This window comes from Sodalis sp. RH15, assembly GCF_047324255.1.
Lineage (GTDB): Bacteria > Pseudomonadota > Gammaproteobacteria > Enterobacterales > Enterobacteriaceae > Acerihabitans > Acerihabitans ligni.
In genome coordinates this window covers 1,527,046-1,543,262 of record NZ_CP178738.1, presented here as the reverse complement: position 1 = coordinate 1,543,262, position 16,217 = coordinate 1,527,046, and the positions used below count along the sequence as shown (strand labels likewise).

Annotated in this window: 14 protein-coding genes; 11 read left to right on the top strand and 3 right to left on the bottom strand. The window is 58.6% G+C overall.

Features of this window, described 5'->3' with window-relative positions; genetic code table 11:
- Positions 1 to 14 precede the first annotated feature (14 nt).
- From ACL2XO_RS07235 to fdhF, 10 genes are all read left to right on the top strand, one after another.
- On the top strand, positions 15 to 1,454 hold the full coding sequence (locus tag ACL2XO_RS07235; protein ID WP_203522550.1) for a hydrogenase 4 subunit D: 1,440 nt from the start codon (positions 15 to 17) through the stop codon (positions 1,452 to 1,454).
- An 11-nt stretch (positions 1,455 to 1,465) separates the two neighbouring features.
- A complete protein-coding gene (gene hyfE / locus ACL2XO_RS07230) occupies positions 1,466 to 2,116 on the top strand; it encodes a hydrogenase 4 membrane subunit (RefSeq protein ID WP_132923094.1) in 651 nt (216 codons plus the stop codon).
- A 4-nt stretch (positions 2,117 to 2,120) separates the two neighbouring features.
- Positions 2,121 to 3,695, top strand: coding sequence for a hydrogenase 4 subunit F (locus ACL2XO_RS07225; RefSeq protein WP_132923095.1), 1,575 nt, complete (start codon positions 2,121 to 2,123; stop codon positions 3,693 to 3,695).
- 65 nt (positions 3,696 to 3,760) lie between these two features.
- Positions 3,761 to 5,446, top strand: coding sequence for an NADH-quinone oxidoreductase subunit C (locus ACL2XO_RS07220; protein WP_243701586.1), 1,686 nt, complete (start codon positions 3,761 to 3,763; stop codon positions 5,444 to 5,446).
- 11 nt (positions 5,447 to 5,457) lie between these two features.
- On the top strand, positions 5,458 to 6,009 hold the full coding sequence (gene hyfH / locus ACL2XO_RS07215) for a hydrogenase 4 subunit H (protein WP_413726764.1): 552 nt from the start codon (positions 5,458 to 5,460) through the stop codon (positions 6,007 to 6,009).
- A complete protein-coding gene (locus ACL2XO_RS07210) occupies positions 6,006 to 6,785 on the top strand; it encodes an NADH-quinone oxidoreductase subunit B family protein (RefSeq protein ID WP_413742456.1) in 780 nt (259 codons plus the stop codon). The genes hyfH and ACL2XO_RS07210 overlap by 4 nt, the downstream gene beginning before the upstream one ends.
- On the top strand, positions 6,778 to 7,176 hold the full coding sequence (locus tag ACL2XO_RS07205; RefSeq protein WP_203522558.1) for a formate hydrogenlyase maturation HycH family protein: 399 nt from the start codon (positions 6,778 to 6,780) through the stop codon (positions 7,174 to 7,176). Before ACL2XO_RS07210 ends, ACL2XO_RS07205 begins: the two co-directional genes overlap by 8 nt.
- Positions 7,177 to 7,399: 223 nt before the next feature.
- Positions 7,400 to 7,903, top strand: a complete 504-nt coding sequence (gene hycI / locus ACL2XO_RS07200) for a hydrogenase maturation peptidase HycI (RefSeq protein ID WP_413742455.1) — start codon at positions 7,400 to 7,402, stop codon at positions 7,901 to 7,903.
- A 315-nt stretch (positions 7,904 to 8,218) separates the two neighbouring features.
- A complete protein-coding gene (locus ACL2XO_RS07195; RefSeq protein ID WP_413726760.1) occupies positions 8,219 to 8,758 on the top strand; it encodes a 4Fe-4S dicluster domain-containing protein in 540 nt (179 codons plus the stop codon).
- A gap of 61 nt (positions 8,759 to 8,819) precedes the next feature.
- On the top strand, positions 8,820 to 10,991 hold the full coding sequence (fdhF, locus tag ACL2XO_RS07190; protein ID WP_413726759.1) for a formate dehydrogenase subunit alpha: 2,172 nt from the start codon (positions 8,820 to 8,822) through the stop codon (positions 10,989 to 10,991).
- Positions 10,992 to 11,126: 135 nt separating this feature from the next.
- Here fdhF and ACL2XO_RS07185 read toward each other — a convergent pair whose 3' ends face one another.
- Positions 11,127 to 13,133, bottom strand: coding sequence for a sigma 54-interacting transcriptional regulator (locus tag ACL2XO_RS07185; RefSeq protein ID WP_413726758.1), 2,007 nt, complete (start codon positions 13,131 to 13,133; stop codon positions 11,127 to 11,129).
- Between the two features lie 404 nt (positions 13,134 to 13,537).
- Between ACL2XO_RS07185 and focA the strand changes: the two genes are divergently transcribed.
- Positions 13,538 to 14,395 carry a formate transporter FocA gene (gene focA, locus ACL2XO_RS07180; RefSeq protein ID WP_413726757.1) on the top strand — a complete coding sequence of 286 codons (858 nt, stop codon included), beginning with the start codon at positions 13,538 to 13,540 and terminating at the stop codon, positions 14,393 to 14,395.
- 279 nt (positions 14,396 to 14,674) lie between these two features.
- Here the strand turns inward: focA and ACL2XO_RS07175 are convergent, their stop codons facing one another.
- Positions 14,675 to 15,862 carry a UxaA family hydrolase gene (locus ACL2XO_RS07175; RefSeq protein ID WP_413742454.1) on the bottom strand — a complete coding sequence of 396 codons (1,188 nt, stop codon included), beginning with the start codon at positions 15,860 to 15,862 and terminating at the stop codon, positions 14,675 to 14,677.
- On the bottom strand, positions 15,862 to 16,176 hold the full coding sequence (locus ACL2XO_RS07170) for a UxaA family hydrolase (protein ID WP_132923105.1): 315 nt from the start codon (positions 16,174 to 16,176) through the stop codon (positions 15,862 to 15,864). The genes ACL2XO_RS07175 and ACL2XO_RS07170 overlap by 1 nt, the downstream gene beginning before the upstream one ends.
- Between the last annotated feature and the right edge of the window lie 41 nt (positions 16,177 to 16,217).

Below are 16,217 nucleotides of genomic sequence, written 5' to 3'. Positions count from 1 at the left end.
CCAGGAAATTCATTATGGAAAATATAGCCCTTGCGACCGTTCTGGTCCCGTTCGTCGGCGCGCTGCTGACCGCCTGCCTGCCCCGGCGCATGGCGAAATGGGTCTGTACCCTGTTCGCCCTGCTGGCCACCCTGGGCACGCTCTCGCTGGCCTGGGCGTTCCATTCCGGCGGTAAAGCCGATGCCACCTACACCCTGCTGCAGTATGGCAATGCCGCCCTGATGGGGATTACCGTCGATCGCGTCAGTACCCTGATTGTTTTTGCCGTGGTGTTCCTGGGACTGCTGGTGAGCCTCTATTCCACCGGCTATCTCACCACCGGCAACCGGGAACATCCCCATGAAGGCACCAACCGCTACTACGCCTTCCTGCTGGTGTTTATCGGCGCCATGGCGGGACTGGTGCTCTCATCCACCCTGCTGGGCCAACTGCTGTTTTTCGAAATCACCGGCGGCTGCTCCTGGGCGCTGATCGGTTATTACCAAACGCCGAAAGCCCAGCGTTCGGCCCTGAAGGCCCTGCTTATCACCCACGTGGCGTCCATCGGCCTCTACCTGGCGGCGGCCACCCTGTTCCTGCATACCGGCACCTTCGCCCTCAGCGCCCTGGGTCAAATACAAGGCCCGGCGGCGCTGGTGGTGTTCGGCGGCATTCTGTTCGCCGCCTGGGGCAAATCCGCACAACTGCCGTTGCAGGCCTGGCTGCCGGACGCCATGGAGGCGCCGACCCCGGTGAGCGCCTATCTCCATGCGGCGTCAATGGTGAAAGTAGGTGTGTATATCTTCGCCCGCGCCATCCTGTCCGCCGGCGATGTGCCGCATATCATCGGCTGGGTAGGCATGGTCATGTCGCTCATCACCATGGTCTACGGCTTTCTGATGTACCTGCCGCAAAAGGATATGAAGCGGCTGCTGGCCTGGTCCACCATCACCCAGTTGGCCTATATCTTTTTTGCCTTGTCCCTGGCGATTTTCGGCTCCAAAGAGGCGTTCCTCGGCGGCATCGCCTACATCTTCAACCACGCTTTCGCCAAGAGCCTGTTCTTCCTGGTGGCCGGTACCCTTAGCTACAGCTGCGGCACCCGGTTGCTGCCGCGCCTGCGCGGGGTGCTGGGGAAAATGCCCCTGGCGGGCATCGGCTTTTGCGTCGCGGCGCTGGCCATTACCGGCGTACCGCCGTTTAACGGCTTTTTCAGCAAGTTCCCGATTTTTGCCGCCGGCTTCGCCCTGTCGAGCCAGTATTGGGTGCTGACGCCGATGATGATCCTGGTGCTGATTGAATCCGTCGCCAGCTTCGTCTGGCTTATTTACTGGTTCGGTCGGGTGGTGCCCGGCAAGCCCAGCGAGGAGGTGGCGCAGGCCGCCCCGGTTCCGCTGGCCATGAGTGTCGTGCTGGTGGTTCTGATCGTGATGTCGCTGTGCTCCAGCTTTATTGCCGTCGCCTGGCTTGGATAAGGAAAATGAATATGACCGGATCGCTTATTGTCAATAACCTGGCGGGGCTGATGATGATCACCTCGCTGCTGGTGATCGGCGCCAAACGCCCCGTGGTCTCCTGCTGCTGGTATGCCCTGCAGTCCCTGGTGCTGGTAGCTATTTTCTTCACCCTGGCGGAAACCCTGCAGGCGCATCAGCTACTGCTCTGGTCCCTCAGCGCGCTGATCACCAAGGTGATACTGGTGCCGCTGATCATGGCGCGGGCGTTCAGCAAGCTGGCGGACCCCGGCGCGGACGGCGGGTTTATCTCGCCGCCTATGCTGATGTTGGCGGCGGCGGTAATCGTGGTGCTGTGCTGGTTTGTGGTGGCGCCGGTGGAGCTGCCGATAGCCGCCACGCTGAAACCGGCCCTGGCGGTATCCCTGGGCCACTTCCTGCTCGGTCTGCTCTGTATCGTCAGTCAGCGCAACATTCTCAAACAGGTGTTCGGTTATTGCCTGATGGAAAACGGCTCGCACCTGACCCTGGCGCTGCTGGCCAACCGTGCGCCGGAGCTGGTTGAAATCGGTATTGCCACCGACGCCATCTTCGCGGTGATCGTCATGGCGGTAATGGCGCGCAAAATCTACCGGACGCTCCATACGCTCGATGTGTCCCAACTGACGGCGCTGAAGGGGTAATGAGATGAGTAATACCGCTATGATGTTCATACTGCTGGCAACGCCGCTGATTTTCTCCCTGCTGGCCTTTGCCTGCCGGTGGCTGGGCAACGGCGCGCGGGGCGCGGTAACCGCGTTGCATAGCCTGGGCATAATCGTCCTGCTGGCGGAAGTGGCCTGGGTGGTCGCCAGGGTGGCCGCACAGGGAAGCGTGCTGGCGGCGCACCAGTGGCTCTATCTGGACAGCCTGAGCGCGCTGTTTCTTTCCATACTCGGCATCATCGGCTTTATCACCGGGCTTTACTCCATGGGATATATGCGCCATGAAGTGGATACCGGCGAGATTTCGGTGACCACCCTGTGCCATTACTACGGCTTTTTCCACCTGTTCCTGTTCACCATGCTGCTGGTGGTGAGCAGCAATAACCTGATCCTGATGTGGGCGGCGGTGGAAGCCACTACCCTGAGTTCGGCGTTTCTGGTGGGGCTGTACGGCCAGCGTTCATCGCTGGAAGCGGCCTGGAAATACATCATCATCTGTACCGTCGGCGTCGCTTTCGGCCTGTACGGCACCATTCTGATGTACGCCAACGCCGCCAATATCATGCCCGATGCCGGCCAGGCGATTTTCTGGACCGAAGTGCTGAAAAACACCGCCCGGCTCGATCCCGCCCTGATGCATCTGTCGTTCGTGTTTGTGCTGATCGGGTTCGGCACCAAGACCGGCCTGTTCCCCATGCACGCCTGGCTGCCGGATGCCCACAGCGAAGCCCCCAGTCCCACCAGCGCCTTGCTGTCGGCGGTGCTGCTGAACTGCGCCCTGCTGGTTATCCTGCGCTACTACATCCTGGTGAGCGGCGCCATCGGCCCGCTGTTTCCCGGCCGCCTGCTGCTGGTGTTCGGGTTGCTGTCGGTGGCGGTGGCGGCCTTTTTTATTCTGGTGCAGCATGACATCAAGCGGCTGCTGGCCTACTCCAGCGTCGAAAACATGGGGCTTATCGCGGTGGCCGTCGGCATCGGCGGACCGCTGGGGGTATTGGCGGCGCTGCTCCATACCCTCAACCACAGCCTGGCAAAAACCCTGCTGTTCTGCGGCTCCGGCAACGTGCTGCTGAAGTACGGCACCCGTGATATGGGCGCGGTAAAAGGCATGCTGCGGGTGATACCCTTTACCGCCGTACTTATGGCCGGCGGCGCGCTGGCCCTGGGCGGCATGCCGCCGTTCAATATTTTTCTCAGCGAATTCATGACGGTCACCGCCGGTTTGGCGTCCGGCCATATCCTGCTGACCCTGGTGTTATTGCTGCTGCTTACCGTAGTACTGGGCGGCCTGGTGCGCATGGTTGCCCTGACGGTTTTCGGCAGCCAGCCCGAGGCGGTCAGCAAAGGGGAGCTGGGCTGGCTCACCACGGTGCCCATGGCCGTGCTGCTGGTGCTGATGCTGGTCATGGGCACCTATATTCCGCGGCCGGTAGTCCACCTGCTGGAAAACGCCGCCGCCATCGTCCTGCAGCGCGACGCCACCACGTTTCACTGGCCCTGGGCCGCGCCGGATACCGCCGCCGTTACCCCCCATACCCCGTCTGGAGAAGTAAAGTGACTGATAACATTTCCAATAACCTTACCGATGCTCCTTCCGGTGCGTTCAGCGAAAAGAAAGGCGGCCTGGGTTACCTGGCGCAGGTACATGAAAAATTTCCGGCGGCAATCCTGGCTGAGGAGTGGCAAACCGCCAATCAGCTCACCATCACGGTTAAGGTCAACACCCTGCCGGAGGTGGTGGAGTTCCTTTATTACAACCTGGGGGGCTGGCTGCCGGTGCTGTTCGGCAACGACGAGCGGACCCTGTGCGGCGACTATGCCGTCTATTACGTGCTATCCATGGAACAGGGGGAAAAGTGCTGGATCACGGTGAAAGCGCTGGTAAGCGCACTTACCCTGGAGTTTCCGTCCGTCACGCCGCGGGTACCGGCGGCGGTATGGGGCGAGCGTGAAATCCGCGATATGTACGGCCTGATCCCGGTGGGACTGCCGGACGAGCGCCGTCTGGTGCTGCCGGACGATTGGCCGGAAGATCTCTACCCGCTGCGAAAAGACAGCATGGACTATCGCCAGCGGCCGGCGCCCACCAGCGACGGCGAAACCTACCCCTTTGAAAACGCCGCCCCCGGCGAGACCCGGGTAGTGCCCATCGGCCCGCTGCATATCACCTCCGACGAACCGGGCCACTTCCGGCTGTTCGTGGACGGCGAACAGATAGTCGACGCCGACTACCGGTTGTTCTATGTCCACCGCGGCATGGAAAAGCTGGCGGAAACCCGAATGGGTTACAACGAGGTGACCTTCCTCTCCGACCGGGTCTGCGGTATCTGCGGGTTCGCCCACAGCGTGGCCTATACCAGCTCGGTGGAAAATGCCCTGGGCATCGTGGTTCCGCCGCGCGCCCATGCCATCCGCAGCATCCTGCTGGAGGTGGAACGCCTGCACAGCCATTTGCTGAATATCGGCCTCTCCAGCCACTTCGTCGGCTTCGATACCGGCTTTATGCAGTTTTTCCGCGTGCGGGAAAAATCCATGACCATGGCGGAACTGCTCACCGGCGCCCGAAAAACCTACGGCATGAACCTCATCGGCGGCGTGCGGCGGGATATCCTTAAGGATCAGCGCCTGAAAACCCAGCTGCTGGTGGCGGAAATGCGCAAAGAGTTCGTTCAGCTGGTGGATATGCTGCTCAGCACGCCGAACATGGCGCAGCGCACCCAGGGTATCGGCATATTGGACCGGAAGACCGCCAGGGATTACAGCCCGGTGGGACCGATGATTCGCGCCAGCGGCTTTAACCGCGACCTGCGTTTCGATCACCCCTACGCCAACTACGCCAATCTGCCGAAAACCCTGTTTACCCAGGATAACGGCGATGTCTATTCCAGGCTGATGGTGCGGGTGAAAGAGGTACTGGACTCCATGGCCATGATTGAATACGGACTGGATAACCTGCCCGGCGGACCGCTGCTCACCGAAGGCTTTACCTATCAGCCGCATAAATTCGCGCTGGGATTCGTTGAAGCGCCCCGGGGAGAGGACGTGCACTGGAGCATGCTGGGGGATAACCAGAAGCTGTTCCGCTGGCGCTGCCGGGCCGCCACCTACGCCAACTGGCCGGTGCTGCGCTATATGCTGCGCGGCAACACCGTTTCCGACGCGCCGCTGATTATCGGCAGCCTCGATCCCTGCTACTCCTGTACCGACCGCGTGACGCTGGTGGATGTGAACAAACGCCGGGCGAAAACCGTGCCCTACCAGGAATTGGAACGCTATGGCATTGAGCGTACCCATTCGCCGCTTAAGTAGAGGGCTGGACAATGTTTAAACTGTTTAAAACCATCCTGAAAGCCGGTGAGGCCACGGTCAAATATCCGTTCAAGCCGCTGGAGGTCTGCCCCGGCTTTCGCGGTAAACCGAAGTACGACCCCGCACAGTGCATTGCCTGCGCCGCCTGTACCAGCGTTTGTCCGGCCAACGCACTGACCATGGAAACCGATATCGCCAGCGGCGAGCGGCGCTGGCAGCTGTTCCTCGGGCGCTGCATTTTCTGCGGCCGCTGCGAAGAGGTCTGCCCCACCCGCGCCATCGCGCTGTCGGAAGAGTTCGAAATGGCGGTCACGCAAAAAGCGGATTTGTACGTGACCGCCACCTTCGCCCTGCAAGAGTGCCGGGTTTGCCATCAGCCGTTTATCGCGAAAAAATCCGTCGAGTACGCGATGGCGTTGCTGGCCCATTCGGGTCTGGACGACGGGGCGGTAGAGGCGCTGCGCCCGCAGTTCGAAACCTGTCCGGACTGCAAACGCCATCAAAACCTCCATGCCAACCGTAACCTTCGGTTGCGGCATAATACGGGGAGAGAGAACCAATGAGCCTGGACATTCCGTTGAATCATCATGTCAGCGTTCCCGTGACTCCCGATGAACACACGCTGGCGCTGAAAAAGACCCTGCTGAAGGATATCAAGCGTTCGGCCTACGTCTACCGCGTTGACTGCGGCGGCTGCAACGGCTGTGAAATCGAAATTTTCGCCGCCATTACGCCGCTGTTCGACGCCGAGCGTTTCGGCATCAAGGTGGTGGCGTCGCCGCGCCACGCCGATATCCTGCTGTTTACCGGCGCGGTCACCCGCGCCATGCGCACCCCGGCCCTGCGCGCCTATGATGCGGCGCCGGATCCGAAAATCTGCATTTCTTACGGCGCCTGCGGCTGCGGCGGCGGTATTTTCCACGATCTCTACTGCGTATGGAGCGGCAGCGAAAGCATCGTGCCCATTGATGTCTGGATTCCCGGCTGCCCGCCCACGCCGGCGGCCACCATTTATGGCTTCGCCGTGGCCCTCGGCCTGCTGGAGCAAAAGCTCAAAGGCGAGACGCACATCGAACAGCCGGGGGAGAAAGCCTCGCTGCTGCTGCCGGACGTGCCGTTGCATGCCCGGGTGATTGTCGAGCGCGAAGCCCGGCAACTGGCGGGCTACCGGGAAGGCCGAAAAATCAGCGACCGCCTGCTGGGCCTGCTGGCGGGCGCCACCGTCCCGGTCCTGGCGCAGCGCGTCGAGGAGTGGCTGCGCCGCGAAGACGACCCCCGCCTGCGGGAGATCGTCCAGCGGCTGCTGCACACCTTACAGGGTGAATTGCATCATGGCTGATGTCTATATCTGGTCATTGCGCCAGAAGTTCCTCGACAGCGACGACGATATGCCGGCCCAGGCGCAGCAGGTCATGTATTACTCCCTGGCCATCGGCCACCACGTAGGGGTGATCGACTGCCTCAACAAAGAGCTTATCTGCCCCCTCGAGCAGTATCGGGAATGGGTGGAACTGCTGCCCGAGGGGGAGGCGCGGCGCAAAATGCACGGTCTGCTGACCTTCGGCGAAATCATCATCGACAGCAGCCATACCGACCTGCTGGCCAACGCGCTGGCCCCGTTGCAATCCCAGGCGCCGGCGCCCTTTAACGAATGGAGCGCCCGGCTCATAGCCCTGCTGGGGGAAATCTCCCGCGAGCCGGCCATCTATCTTATCGTCAGAAGGGTATAAAACCGTGCGTAAGCACCTGAGTATGCCAAAAATGCCAGGTCGGGACAGGCTGCTATGCGTACGCATATGAGCCTGTTTGCCGAGAGCCTGAACATCGGGAGAGCATGCCAAGCGGGGTCGAATCGGCGCAAGCCGACCGGGCTCCCCACGGCAGGCTAGGCCCGATGCTCACTGGATCGGTCGGCCTGATGTCATTGTGTCTTCTTATCATAGGAAGCTGGAAATGAATGCCAATACTAGCGATCTCAGCGTTGTGCTGACCGTCGGCAACAGCATGATGGGGGACGACGGCGCCGGTCCGCTGCTGGCGGAGCTGATGACCCTCAAGCCGGTCGCCGGCTGGACGGCGGTGGACGGCGGCGCCACGCCGGAAAATGTCGTCCACCGCGTAAGGGCCCTGCGGCCGCGGCGGGTGGTAGTGGTGGACGCCGCCGACATGACGCTCATACCCGGAGACATCCGGCTTATCGATCCGGCGGATATCGCCGGGATGTTTATCATGAGCACCCATAACCTGCCCCTCAGCTTTGTTATCGAACAGTTGAAAGAAGATATTGCCGAGGTCTGGTTTGTCGGCATTCAGCCGGACGTGGTGGCGTTTTATTTTCCCATGACCGAACCGGTCACCCGGGCGGTGAACGCGCTTTACCAGCGGCTGGAGCAGTGGCGGGGAGACGGCGGGCTCCCCTGGCTGGTCCCTGACAATGCCACCGATGGCAATGAGTGAACGGCCGGATGCCGTCCGTGTCAATTTCAATAGCGACGGGTCCAACAGCCAAACCAGCGGCAGCAGGGATAATACAGCGGTGACAGGCCGCTGTGTCGAAGCAGGGCCGGCATCGTCAATTTTGTCGATATGACGATAAAGGGCATGATTTTCAAGATATATTTGTTAAGCTCTGTTAAAAAACAATTAAATATCAATTGGTTAAAATAATTCCGTTTCACTTGCAAACTGGCATAAACCCTGCTTTATATAAGGCTATTAATCGCCCGAGGCGGGCCGGGGCATTTCCACCATCGGCACCGCGAGGAGAAATACATGAACCGGTTTGTTATAGCCGATCCCCAAAAATGCATTGGCTGCTTTACCTGTGAAGTCGCTTGCGTGGTCGCGCATAACGGCAATCGCCCCGGCGCGCTGAATCCCGAGAACTTTTTGCCCCGGCTGAAAGTCATCAAGGAGTGGAACATCAGTACGCCGGTGCTGTGTCGGCAATGTGAAGACGCGCCCTGCGCCAATGCCTGTCCGAACGGCGCGATTATTCACGCCAAAGACCATATCCAGGTCTTGCAGGAAAAATGCATCGGCTGCAAGACCTGCGCCGTGGCATGTCCCTATGGCGCCATGGATATCGTTACCCGGCACGTTTACGACGAACGCAATCCGTTGGCGGGGCACAGTATCAAGGCTGAAGCGCAGAAATGCGATTTATGCGAAGGCCGCCCCGAAGGCCAGGCTTGCGTCAGCGCCTGCCCCACCGACGCATTGGTCCTGATGACCAATGAAGCGGTGGAAAACATGAAACTGAAAAAACGGCAGCGGGCCGCGTTGGAAGGCTTCGGCGCCATCCTGTCCTGACCGCTTATTAATTCAACACGGGATTTATGAGTAAAAAATCCTCCACAAGGGGTATGGCATAATGCATAAAGCACTTACCGTATGTCCGTACTGCGGCTCCGGCTGCAAAATCAATTTGTTGGTTGAAAACGGGAACGTCGTCGGCGCCGAGGCGGCCAATGGCGTCACCAATCAGGGCCAGCTTTGCCTGAAGGGATATTACGGCTGGGATTTTCTCAATGATACCCGCCTGCTGACGCCACGGCTGCGCAGCCCGATGATCCGCCGGGAAAAAGGCGGTAATCTGGAAGAGGTATCCTGGGACGAGGCCATCGAATTCGCCAGCTCTCGGCTGCGCCATATCAAAGAGAAATATGGCCCCAAGGCCATTATGCAAACCGGTTCGTCCCGCGGCACCGGTAATGAAACCAATTATGTCATGCAGAAGTTCGCCCGTGCCGTCATGGGCAACAACAATGTCGACTGCTGCGCCCGTGTCTGCCACGGCCCGTCGGTGTCCGGTTTACAGGTGACGCTTGGCAACGGCGCCATGAGCAATTCGATTTGTGAAATCGAAGATACCAAATGCCTGCTGGTGTTCGGCTACAATGCCGCCGATTCGCATCCCATCGTGGCGCGGCGCATCCTCAAGGCCAAACAGAAAGGCGCGAAAATCATTGTCTGCGACCCGCGGCGCATTGAAACCGCCCGCCTGGCCGACCTGTGGCTGCCGCTGAAAAATGGTTCCAATATGGCGCTGGTGAATGCCTTTGCCAACGTGCTGATTAATGAAAATCTGTACGATGCGGATTACGTGGCGCGCAATACCGAAGGCTTTGACGAATACAAATCCATCGTCGCCAAGTACACCCCCGAATATGTAGAAGAGATCACCGGCCTGCCGGCGCAGCAGATCCGCGAAGCCATCCGCATGTATGCCGCCGCGCCCACCGCCACCATTCTGTGGGGCATGGGCGTCACCCAGTGGGGCCAGGCGGTGGATGTGGTGAAGGGACTGTCCGGACTGGCGCTGATGACCGGCAACCTGGGTAAACCCAATGTGGGCGTCGGCCCGGTACGCGGCCAGAATAACGTGCAGGGCGCCTGCGATATGGGCGCGCTGCCGAATATGTTCCCCGGCTATCAGCCGGTGACCGACCCGGCGGCCCGGGAAAAATTCGCCCGCGCCTGGGGTGTTGAATCCCTGCCCGCCGAGCCCGGGTTTACCCTGACCGATGTGCCGCACAAAATCCTTAGCGGCGAAATCAAAGCCAACTATGTCATGGGTGAAGATCCGTTGCAGACCGAACCGGATTTGTCGGTGATGCGTCAGGCGTTCAGCGAGCTGGAACTGCTGATTGTGCAGGACATCTTTATGACCAAAACCGCGTCGGTGGCGGATGTGATATTGCCGTCCACCTCCTGGGGCGAGCACGAAGGGGTCTATACCGCCGCCGACCGCGGCTTCCAACACTTCGAAAAAGCGGTGGAACCGAAGTTCAACGTCAAGACCGACTGGCAGATCATCAGCCTGATGGCCACCGCCCTGGGTTATCCGATGTTTTACAATAATACCAAGGAGATCTGGGACGAACTGCGGGGGCTGTGCCCGTTATACGTCGGCGCCACCTATGAGAAACTGGCCGGATTCGGTTATGTTCCCTGGCCCTGTACGGAAGAAAGCAGTCCGGGCACGCCGTGGCTGTATGAAGGCAATAAATTCGACCGTCCCGGCGGTAAGGGCCTGCTGTTCGCCGCCGAATGGCGGCCGCCGCTGGATCAAGTGGATGATGCGTTCCCGCTGGTGCTCTGCACCGTTCGGGAGGTGGGCCATTACTCTTGCCGTTCTATGACCGGTAACTGTACGGCGCTGGCCACCCTGGCGGATGAGCCGGGTTATGTGCAGGTTAATCCTAAGGACGCCGAGAAGCTGGGCATTCGCGATCAGCAATTGGTGTGGGTCTCTTCCCGCCGCGGTAAGGTCATTACCCGTGCGGCGGTGAGCGAGCGCATTAACCTTGGGGCGGTCTATATGACCTACCAATGGTGGATTGGCGCCTGTAATGAGCTGACCATTGATCATCTGGATCCTATTTCCAAGACGCCGGAGTATAAGTATTGCGCGGTGAAATTGGAAATGATTGACGATCAGCGCTGGGCGGAAAACTATGTGCAAACCGAATACAGCCATTTGAAGGCGCGGCTGCGTAATGCGGTGGATGACGCTATCACTCCTGCCATCACTACTGCTTAGAACATCCATCGGGCCCGTGGCATCGGGCCTACCATGCCAAGGGTCGCTCCGGCGGGCGGGGAAACCACGCCCGCTTCGACCCCTTCGGCATGCTTTCCCTTTAACACCTTTGCGGCACGTTCGGTGATCGCGGGCCTACCATGCCTGCGGGGAGATGCCCAGCCGCTGCATTCTGGACAACAGCGTCGTACGTTTAACCCCCAGCTTCATGGCGGCGCCGCGCGGACCCGCTACGATGCCGTTCGCTTCCCGCAGCGCCTGTATGATGCGCTGGCGCTCAGTCTCGTCGTTTTCCAGCGGGACGGGCGCCGGGCGGTGCATGGCGGGTTCCGGTGCGGGGGGGCGAACGACGGGCGGCGATACGGCGGGCTGCAGTTCATCCAGCCGCAGATTAAGCTGGGTACCACGGGTCAGTATCACCGCCCGCTCGATGACGTTCTCAAGCTCGCGGACGTTACCGGGCCAGGAGAGCTGGCTGAGCCGGCGCAGGGTTTCGCCGGGGATGCTGTCGATGGTGCGGTTCATGCGGCGGGCAATCTTCTGGGTGAAGAACTTTGCCAGCAGCGGAATATCTTCCGGCCGCTCACGCAGGGGGGGAATGAGAATCGGGAAGACATTCAGCCGGTAGTAGAGATCGCTGCGGTACTGTCGCTCAGCCACCATGTCCTTGAGGTCGCGGTTGGTGGCGGCGATGAGCCGGACATTCACCGGTATTACTTTGCTGCCCCCCAGCCGTTCGATTTCCCGCTCCTGCAGCACCCGCAACAGCTTGGGCTGCAGCTCCAGCGGCAAATCCCCCACCTCGTCGAGAAACAGCGTTCCCCCTTCCGCCAGTTCAAAGCGGCCGTGACGGGTGGTGGTGGCGCCGGTAAACGCTCCCTTTTCATGGCCGAACAGATCGCTTTCCAGCAGGCCGGACGGGACCGCGGCGCAATTCATCTTCACCATGGGTTTGCCGTTGCGCGCGCTGAGCTCGTGGATCGCGCGGGCAATGAGCTCCTTGCCGGTGCCGGTCTCACCGAGGATCAGTACCGTACTGTCGCTGTCCGCCACCATTTGCACCTGCTCAAGCAGCGCCCCCATCGCCGCGCTTTTCCAGATAATCTCGCCGAAGCTGCCGCTGTTGTACATCTGTTCGTTGAGCCAGATATTTTCGTGTTCCAGATTGTCTTTCAGCCGGGTTATTTCGTCGTAGGCGCGGGCGTTATCCACCGCGATGGCGATGCGGGCGGTAATCTGGCTCAGCAACCGCAGGTTGGACTCGCTGAAGATACCCTGCTGGTATTGCGCCAGTTTCAGAATCCCCAGCGGCTTATGGCCGAACAGCATCGGCAACAGGCACAGGGTGTGTACCCCTTCCCGCAGCATTGCGGCCAGGTGCGGATCATCCTCCGCCCACTGCGGCTCATCCTGCAAATTGATAACCAGGGGTTCAGTTTGCGCCAGTGCCCTTTGCGCCAGGGCATTACCGGCCAGGGGGACACGTGTTTGCTCGCGCCGCATGGGCTTGCCGGCTTGATAGTGAGTGACATACCGATTAAGACGAACGTTTTCCCCGGCGTTCTCGCATAGCGCCAGACTGATATAGTCAATGCCGAAAAACCGATGGATCTCCTTCGACACTTCTGACGCCAACGCGTCCATATCCAGGCAGGAGAGCACGGAATTGGTTACATCCACCAAAATCCGGTGGTGATCCCGCTCATGGCGCAATACCTCGTTTTCCAGACGCAGGGTATCCTGCACAGCGAGATTTTCCAGCGCTACCGCCAGCAGCTGCGCCAGACGGCGTAAAAACGCACGCTCATCCTGGCTGTAATGATATCCGTCGGTCCGGGTAAAATAAACGTCGCCGAACCGGCGGCGGGGAGAGGCTACCGGCAGCACGCAGCGGCTGTGATTTTCCGGCAGATCTTGCTCGAGATCCGGCTCGGGGCCGGCTCGGGGCCCGTCCCGATCGCAGCTGAAATGGCGGCGCGGCAGGAACAGCACCAGATCGATGAACCGGCAGGGAATCGGCAAAGGCATCAGAGCGGATAATATCGATGCGTCGTCCCGCTGAAAAAAGAGGGTTTGCGAGATCCGGATTATCGCTTCCTGCCATTGGTCGTTTATTTCACTATCATTCGACGTTTTCAGCATCAGCGTTGCTTCGTGGCCATCCTAAACATTTTTTTCAGTTTAAAGGAGTACGGATGGAAAGAATATTCGGCCGGTTCATTAATTTGATCTGATACGGTGTTTTATGGCCTATCTCTGCCGACGGGGAGACATTAGCGCCGTAAAAGCAATTCGTTGTATAATTAAATACATAGCGGTTTTCATTCCTCCCAATCGTAAACGGTAAATGTAAATAATTCTTATTACGCGATATATTTGCTGTCAGTCTTCCGGTTTACCACGAAAAGCCATCAGGAACATATCTTTTCCATCTTTATGGTATGAGAAATGCATTTAATTTAAGGACCTTTATTTTCCAAGTCCCTACTTTATTGAGCAATAACCGTTATTACCATGCCATAGATAATTAATAATCGGGAGTCATTATGAACATCGAAAATTCATTTGATCTGCGCCTGCCGGCGGAAATGGCAAAAGTGGCCGAGCAGGCCGGCGTTTATAAGACCATGAAAAAACCGGAAATCACCTTTTTCCTGGCAATGACCGCCGGTATGTTTATCTCCATTGCTTTTGCATTTTATATTACCGTGACCGCCGGACCGGCCCCGGCCAGCGGTTTGGTAAAACTGGTGGGCGGCCTTTGTTTTTCCCTCGGCCTGATTCTGGTGGTGGTATGCGGCGCCGATCTTTTTACCTCCACGGTATTAACGGTAGTGGCCAAGGCCAGCGGCCGCATCACCTGGAAACAGCTGGCGTTGAATTGGATTAATGTCTATTTCGGCAATCTGGCGGGGGCGCTGTTTTTCGTTGCCTTGATCTGGTTTGCCGGGCAGGGCATGTCATCCAACGGCGGTTGGGGATTAAACGTATTGCAGACCGCCGATCATAAGATGCACCATACCTTTGTGGAGGCGGTATTCCTTGGTATTCTGGCCAATTTAATGGTTTGCCTGGCGGTATGGCTGAGTTATTCCGGACACACCCTGAGCGATAAAATGTTCGCCATGCTGCTGCCCATTGGAATGTTTGTCGCCAGCGGATTCGAGCACAGTATCGCCAATATGTTTCTCATTCCATTGGCTATTATTATCCGTGATTATTCGTCCCCGGCTTTTTGGCAAGGAATTCACGCCACGCCGGATCAATTTCCTGCCCTGACGGTGGGTCAATTTATTACCGACAATCTTATTCCGGTAACCATCGGCAATATTATCGGCGGCGGCCTGTTAGTGGGGTTGACGTACTGGGTTATTTATTTGCGCCCCGGCGATGAACGGCATTAATGTCGATACTGTCGCCACGACATTTTTGACGAACATAAATTTATAAAGAACAAACTTTGTTTTAAATAAATTAATACCATGGCAAAAAATGGAAATATATTTTAAAACATGAGGCATTTTTACGGTGATCAATGCTGAATAGCAGATGTCAACGCAGCGGCGATGCTGCGCTGCGGGCGTCGTTTGGAAAAACTCCGCTGGGGGCGGACCATGCGGCAAATAAGGTATGGGACGGCGTTTGGGGAGCCCCCAAACGCCAGGCCGCCTGCCGTGCTTATCTCAGGCGATACGGCAGCCGCTCTTCTCATAATCAAAGGCTTTATAGGTCAGGACAAATTCGCTGTGTCCCAGCCGTTCGGAACAGCTGAGCTCCTGGCCGGCGACAGCGCGGATGCAGTTCAGAATGTCTTGCGCCACATCATCCAAAGAAGCCCCTTCACTGATAATGCGCCCGGCGTTGACATCCATATCGTCGCTGAGGTTGCGGTAAGTTTGCGGGTTATTGCAAATCTTGATAACCGGCGAGATGACCGATCCCACCACCGATCCCCGGCCGGTAGTGAACAGTATCACATGGCAACCGGTGGCGATGAGCTCGATGATTTCCGAGGTATCGTTAATATTGGGGTAACCAAAACGCGGCTCGCCGTCGGGCACCACATCCATAAGATACAAACCCGGCCGCGGAGGCACTTCCGTCGGCAAGATCACGCCGTTGATGGGACTGTCGCCTGATTTGGTGTAAGCGCCGAGGGATTTCTCCTCCTGCGTGGTCAAGCCGCCCACGGCATTGCCGTTGGAAAAGCTGCCCAGCCCCATGATGGAGTAGTAGCGTTTAGCCTTGCGCATCGCCAGGTCGATTTGTTCGCGGGCCGTTTCGCTGGCCGCCCGCGCCATCATATGATCCTCGCAGCCGATGAGCTCCCCGCTCTCTTCAAACATGCATCTGGCACCCTGGGTCAGCAGGTAATCGAAGGCCCGGCCCACCGCAGGATTGCCGGTGATGCCGCTGGTGCCGTCGGAACCGCCGCAAATAGTACCGATAATCAAATCACTGAAGTCGATTTCACGCCGGGGAACCCGGGCAATCTCTTCCAGCATATCCGCCACCAGGGCTTTCCCGCGTTTGATGGTCTCAAGCGTGCCGCCGTTCTCCTGGATCACCAGCAGATGGCAGGGACGCCCGCTGGCTTTTACCTCCCGGGCCAGCCCATCGCGATCGAAGTTTTCGCACCCCAGGGAAACTATCAGGACCGCGCCGACGTTGCTGTGGGTCGCCAGATTCTTTACCAGCCGGTAGCCATAGTCGCTGGGGTAGCAGCCGGAGAAACCGAAAAATTGCACGTCCGGCCGCTGAAAAGATTCGGCGATATTCTTCGCCACATGGCTGGCGCACTCCACCATAAAAATGACTTGTACCGAGTTGCGGATGCCGACACTTCCGTCCGGCCTGATATAGCCTTGCATTATGCCTGCTCCCCCGAGGCCGAATAGCCGGCGTCGTCATGGTGATAGCCTTCGATATAATTACTCTTCAGGTTATGAGAGTGAATATGGCTGCCCCGGCCGATAGTCTGGGTCGCCGACCCGATAATCGCGCCGTATTTGTAAACCTGCGCGCCGCTCTCCATATCCACAATGGCCAACTTATGTCCCAGGGTCACATCATGAAGGGCGGTAAATTCACCGCCCTCATAATTCACCTCATCCCCCTTGGCGATGTCCTCCAGCGCCACCACGCAATTATCTTTCGGGTTTAACAACAGTGCTCTTTTGCTCATGGGATACTCCACGGGGCGGGAAGCGTAGCCCGTCCGGATAA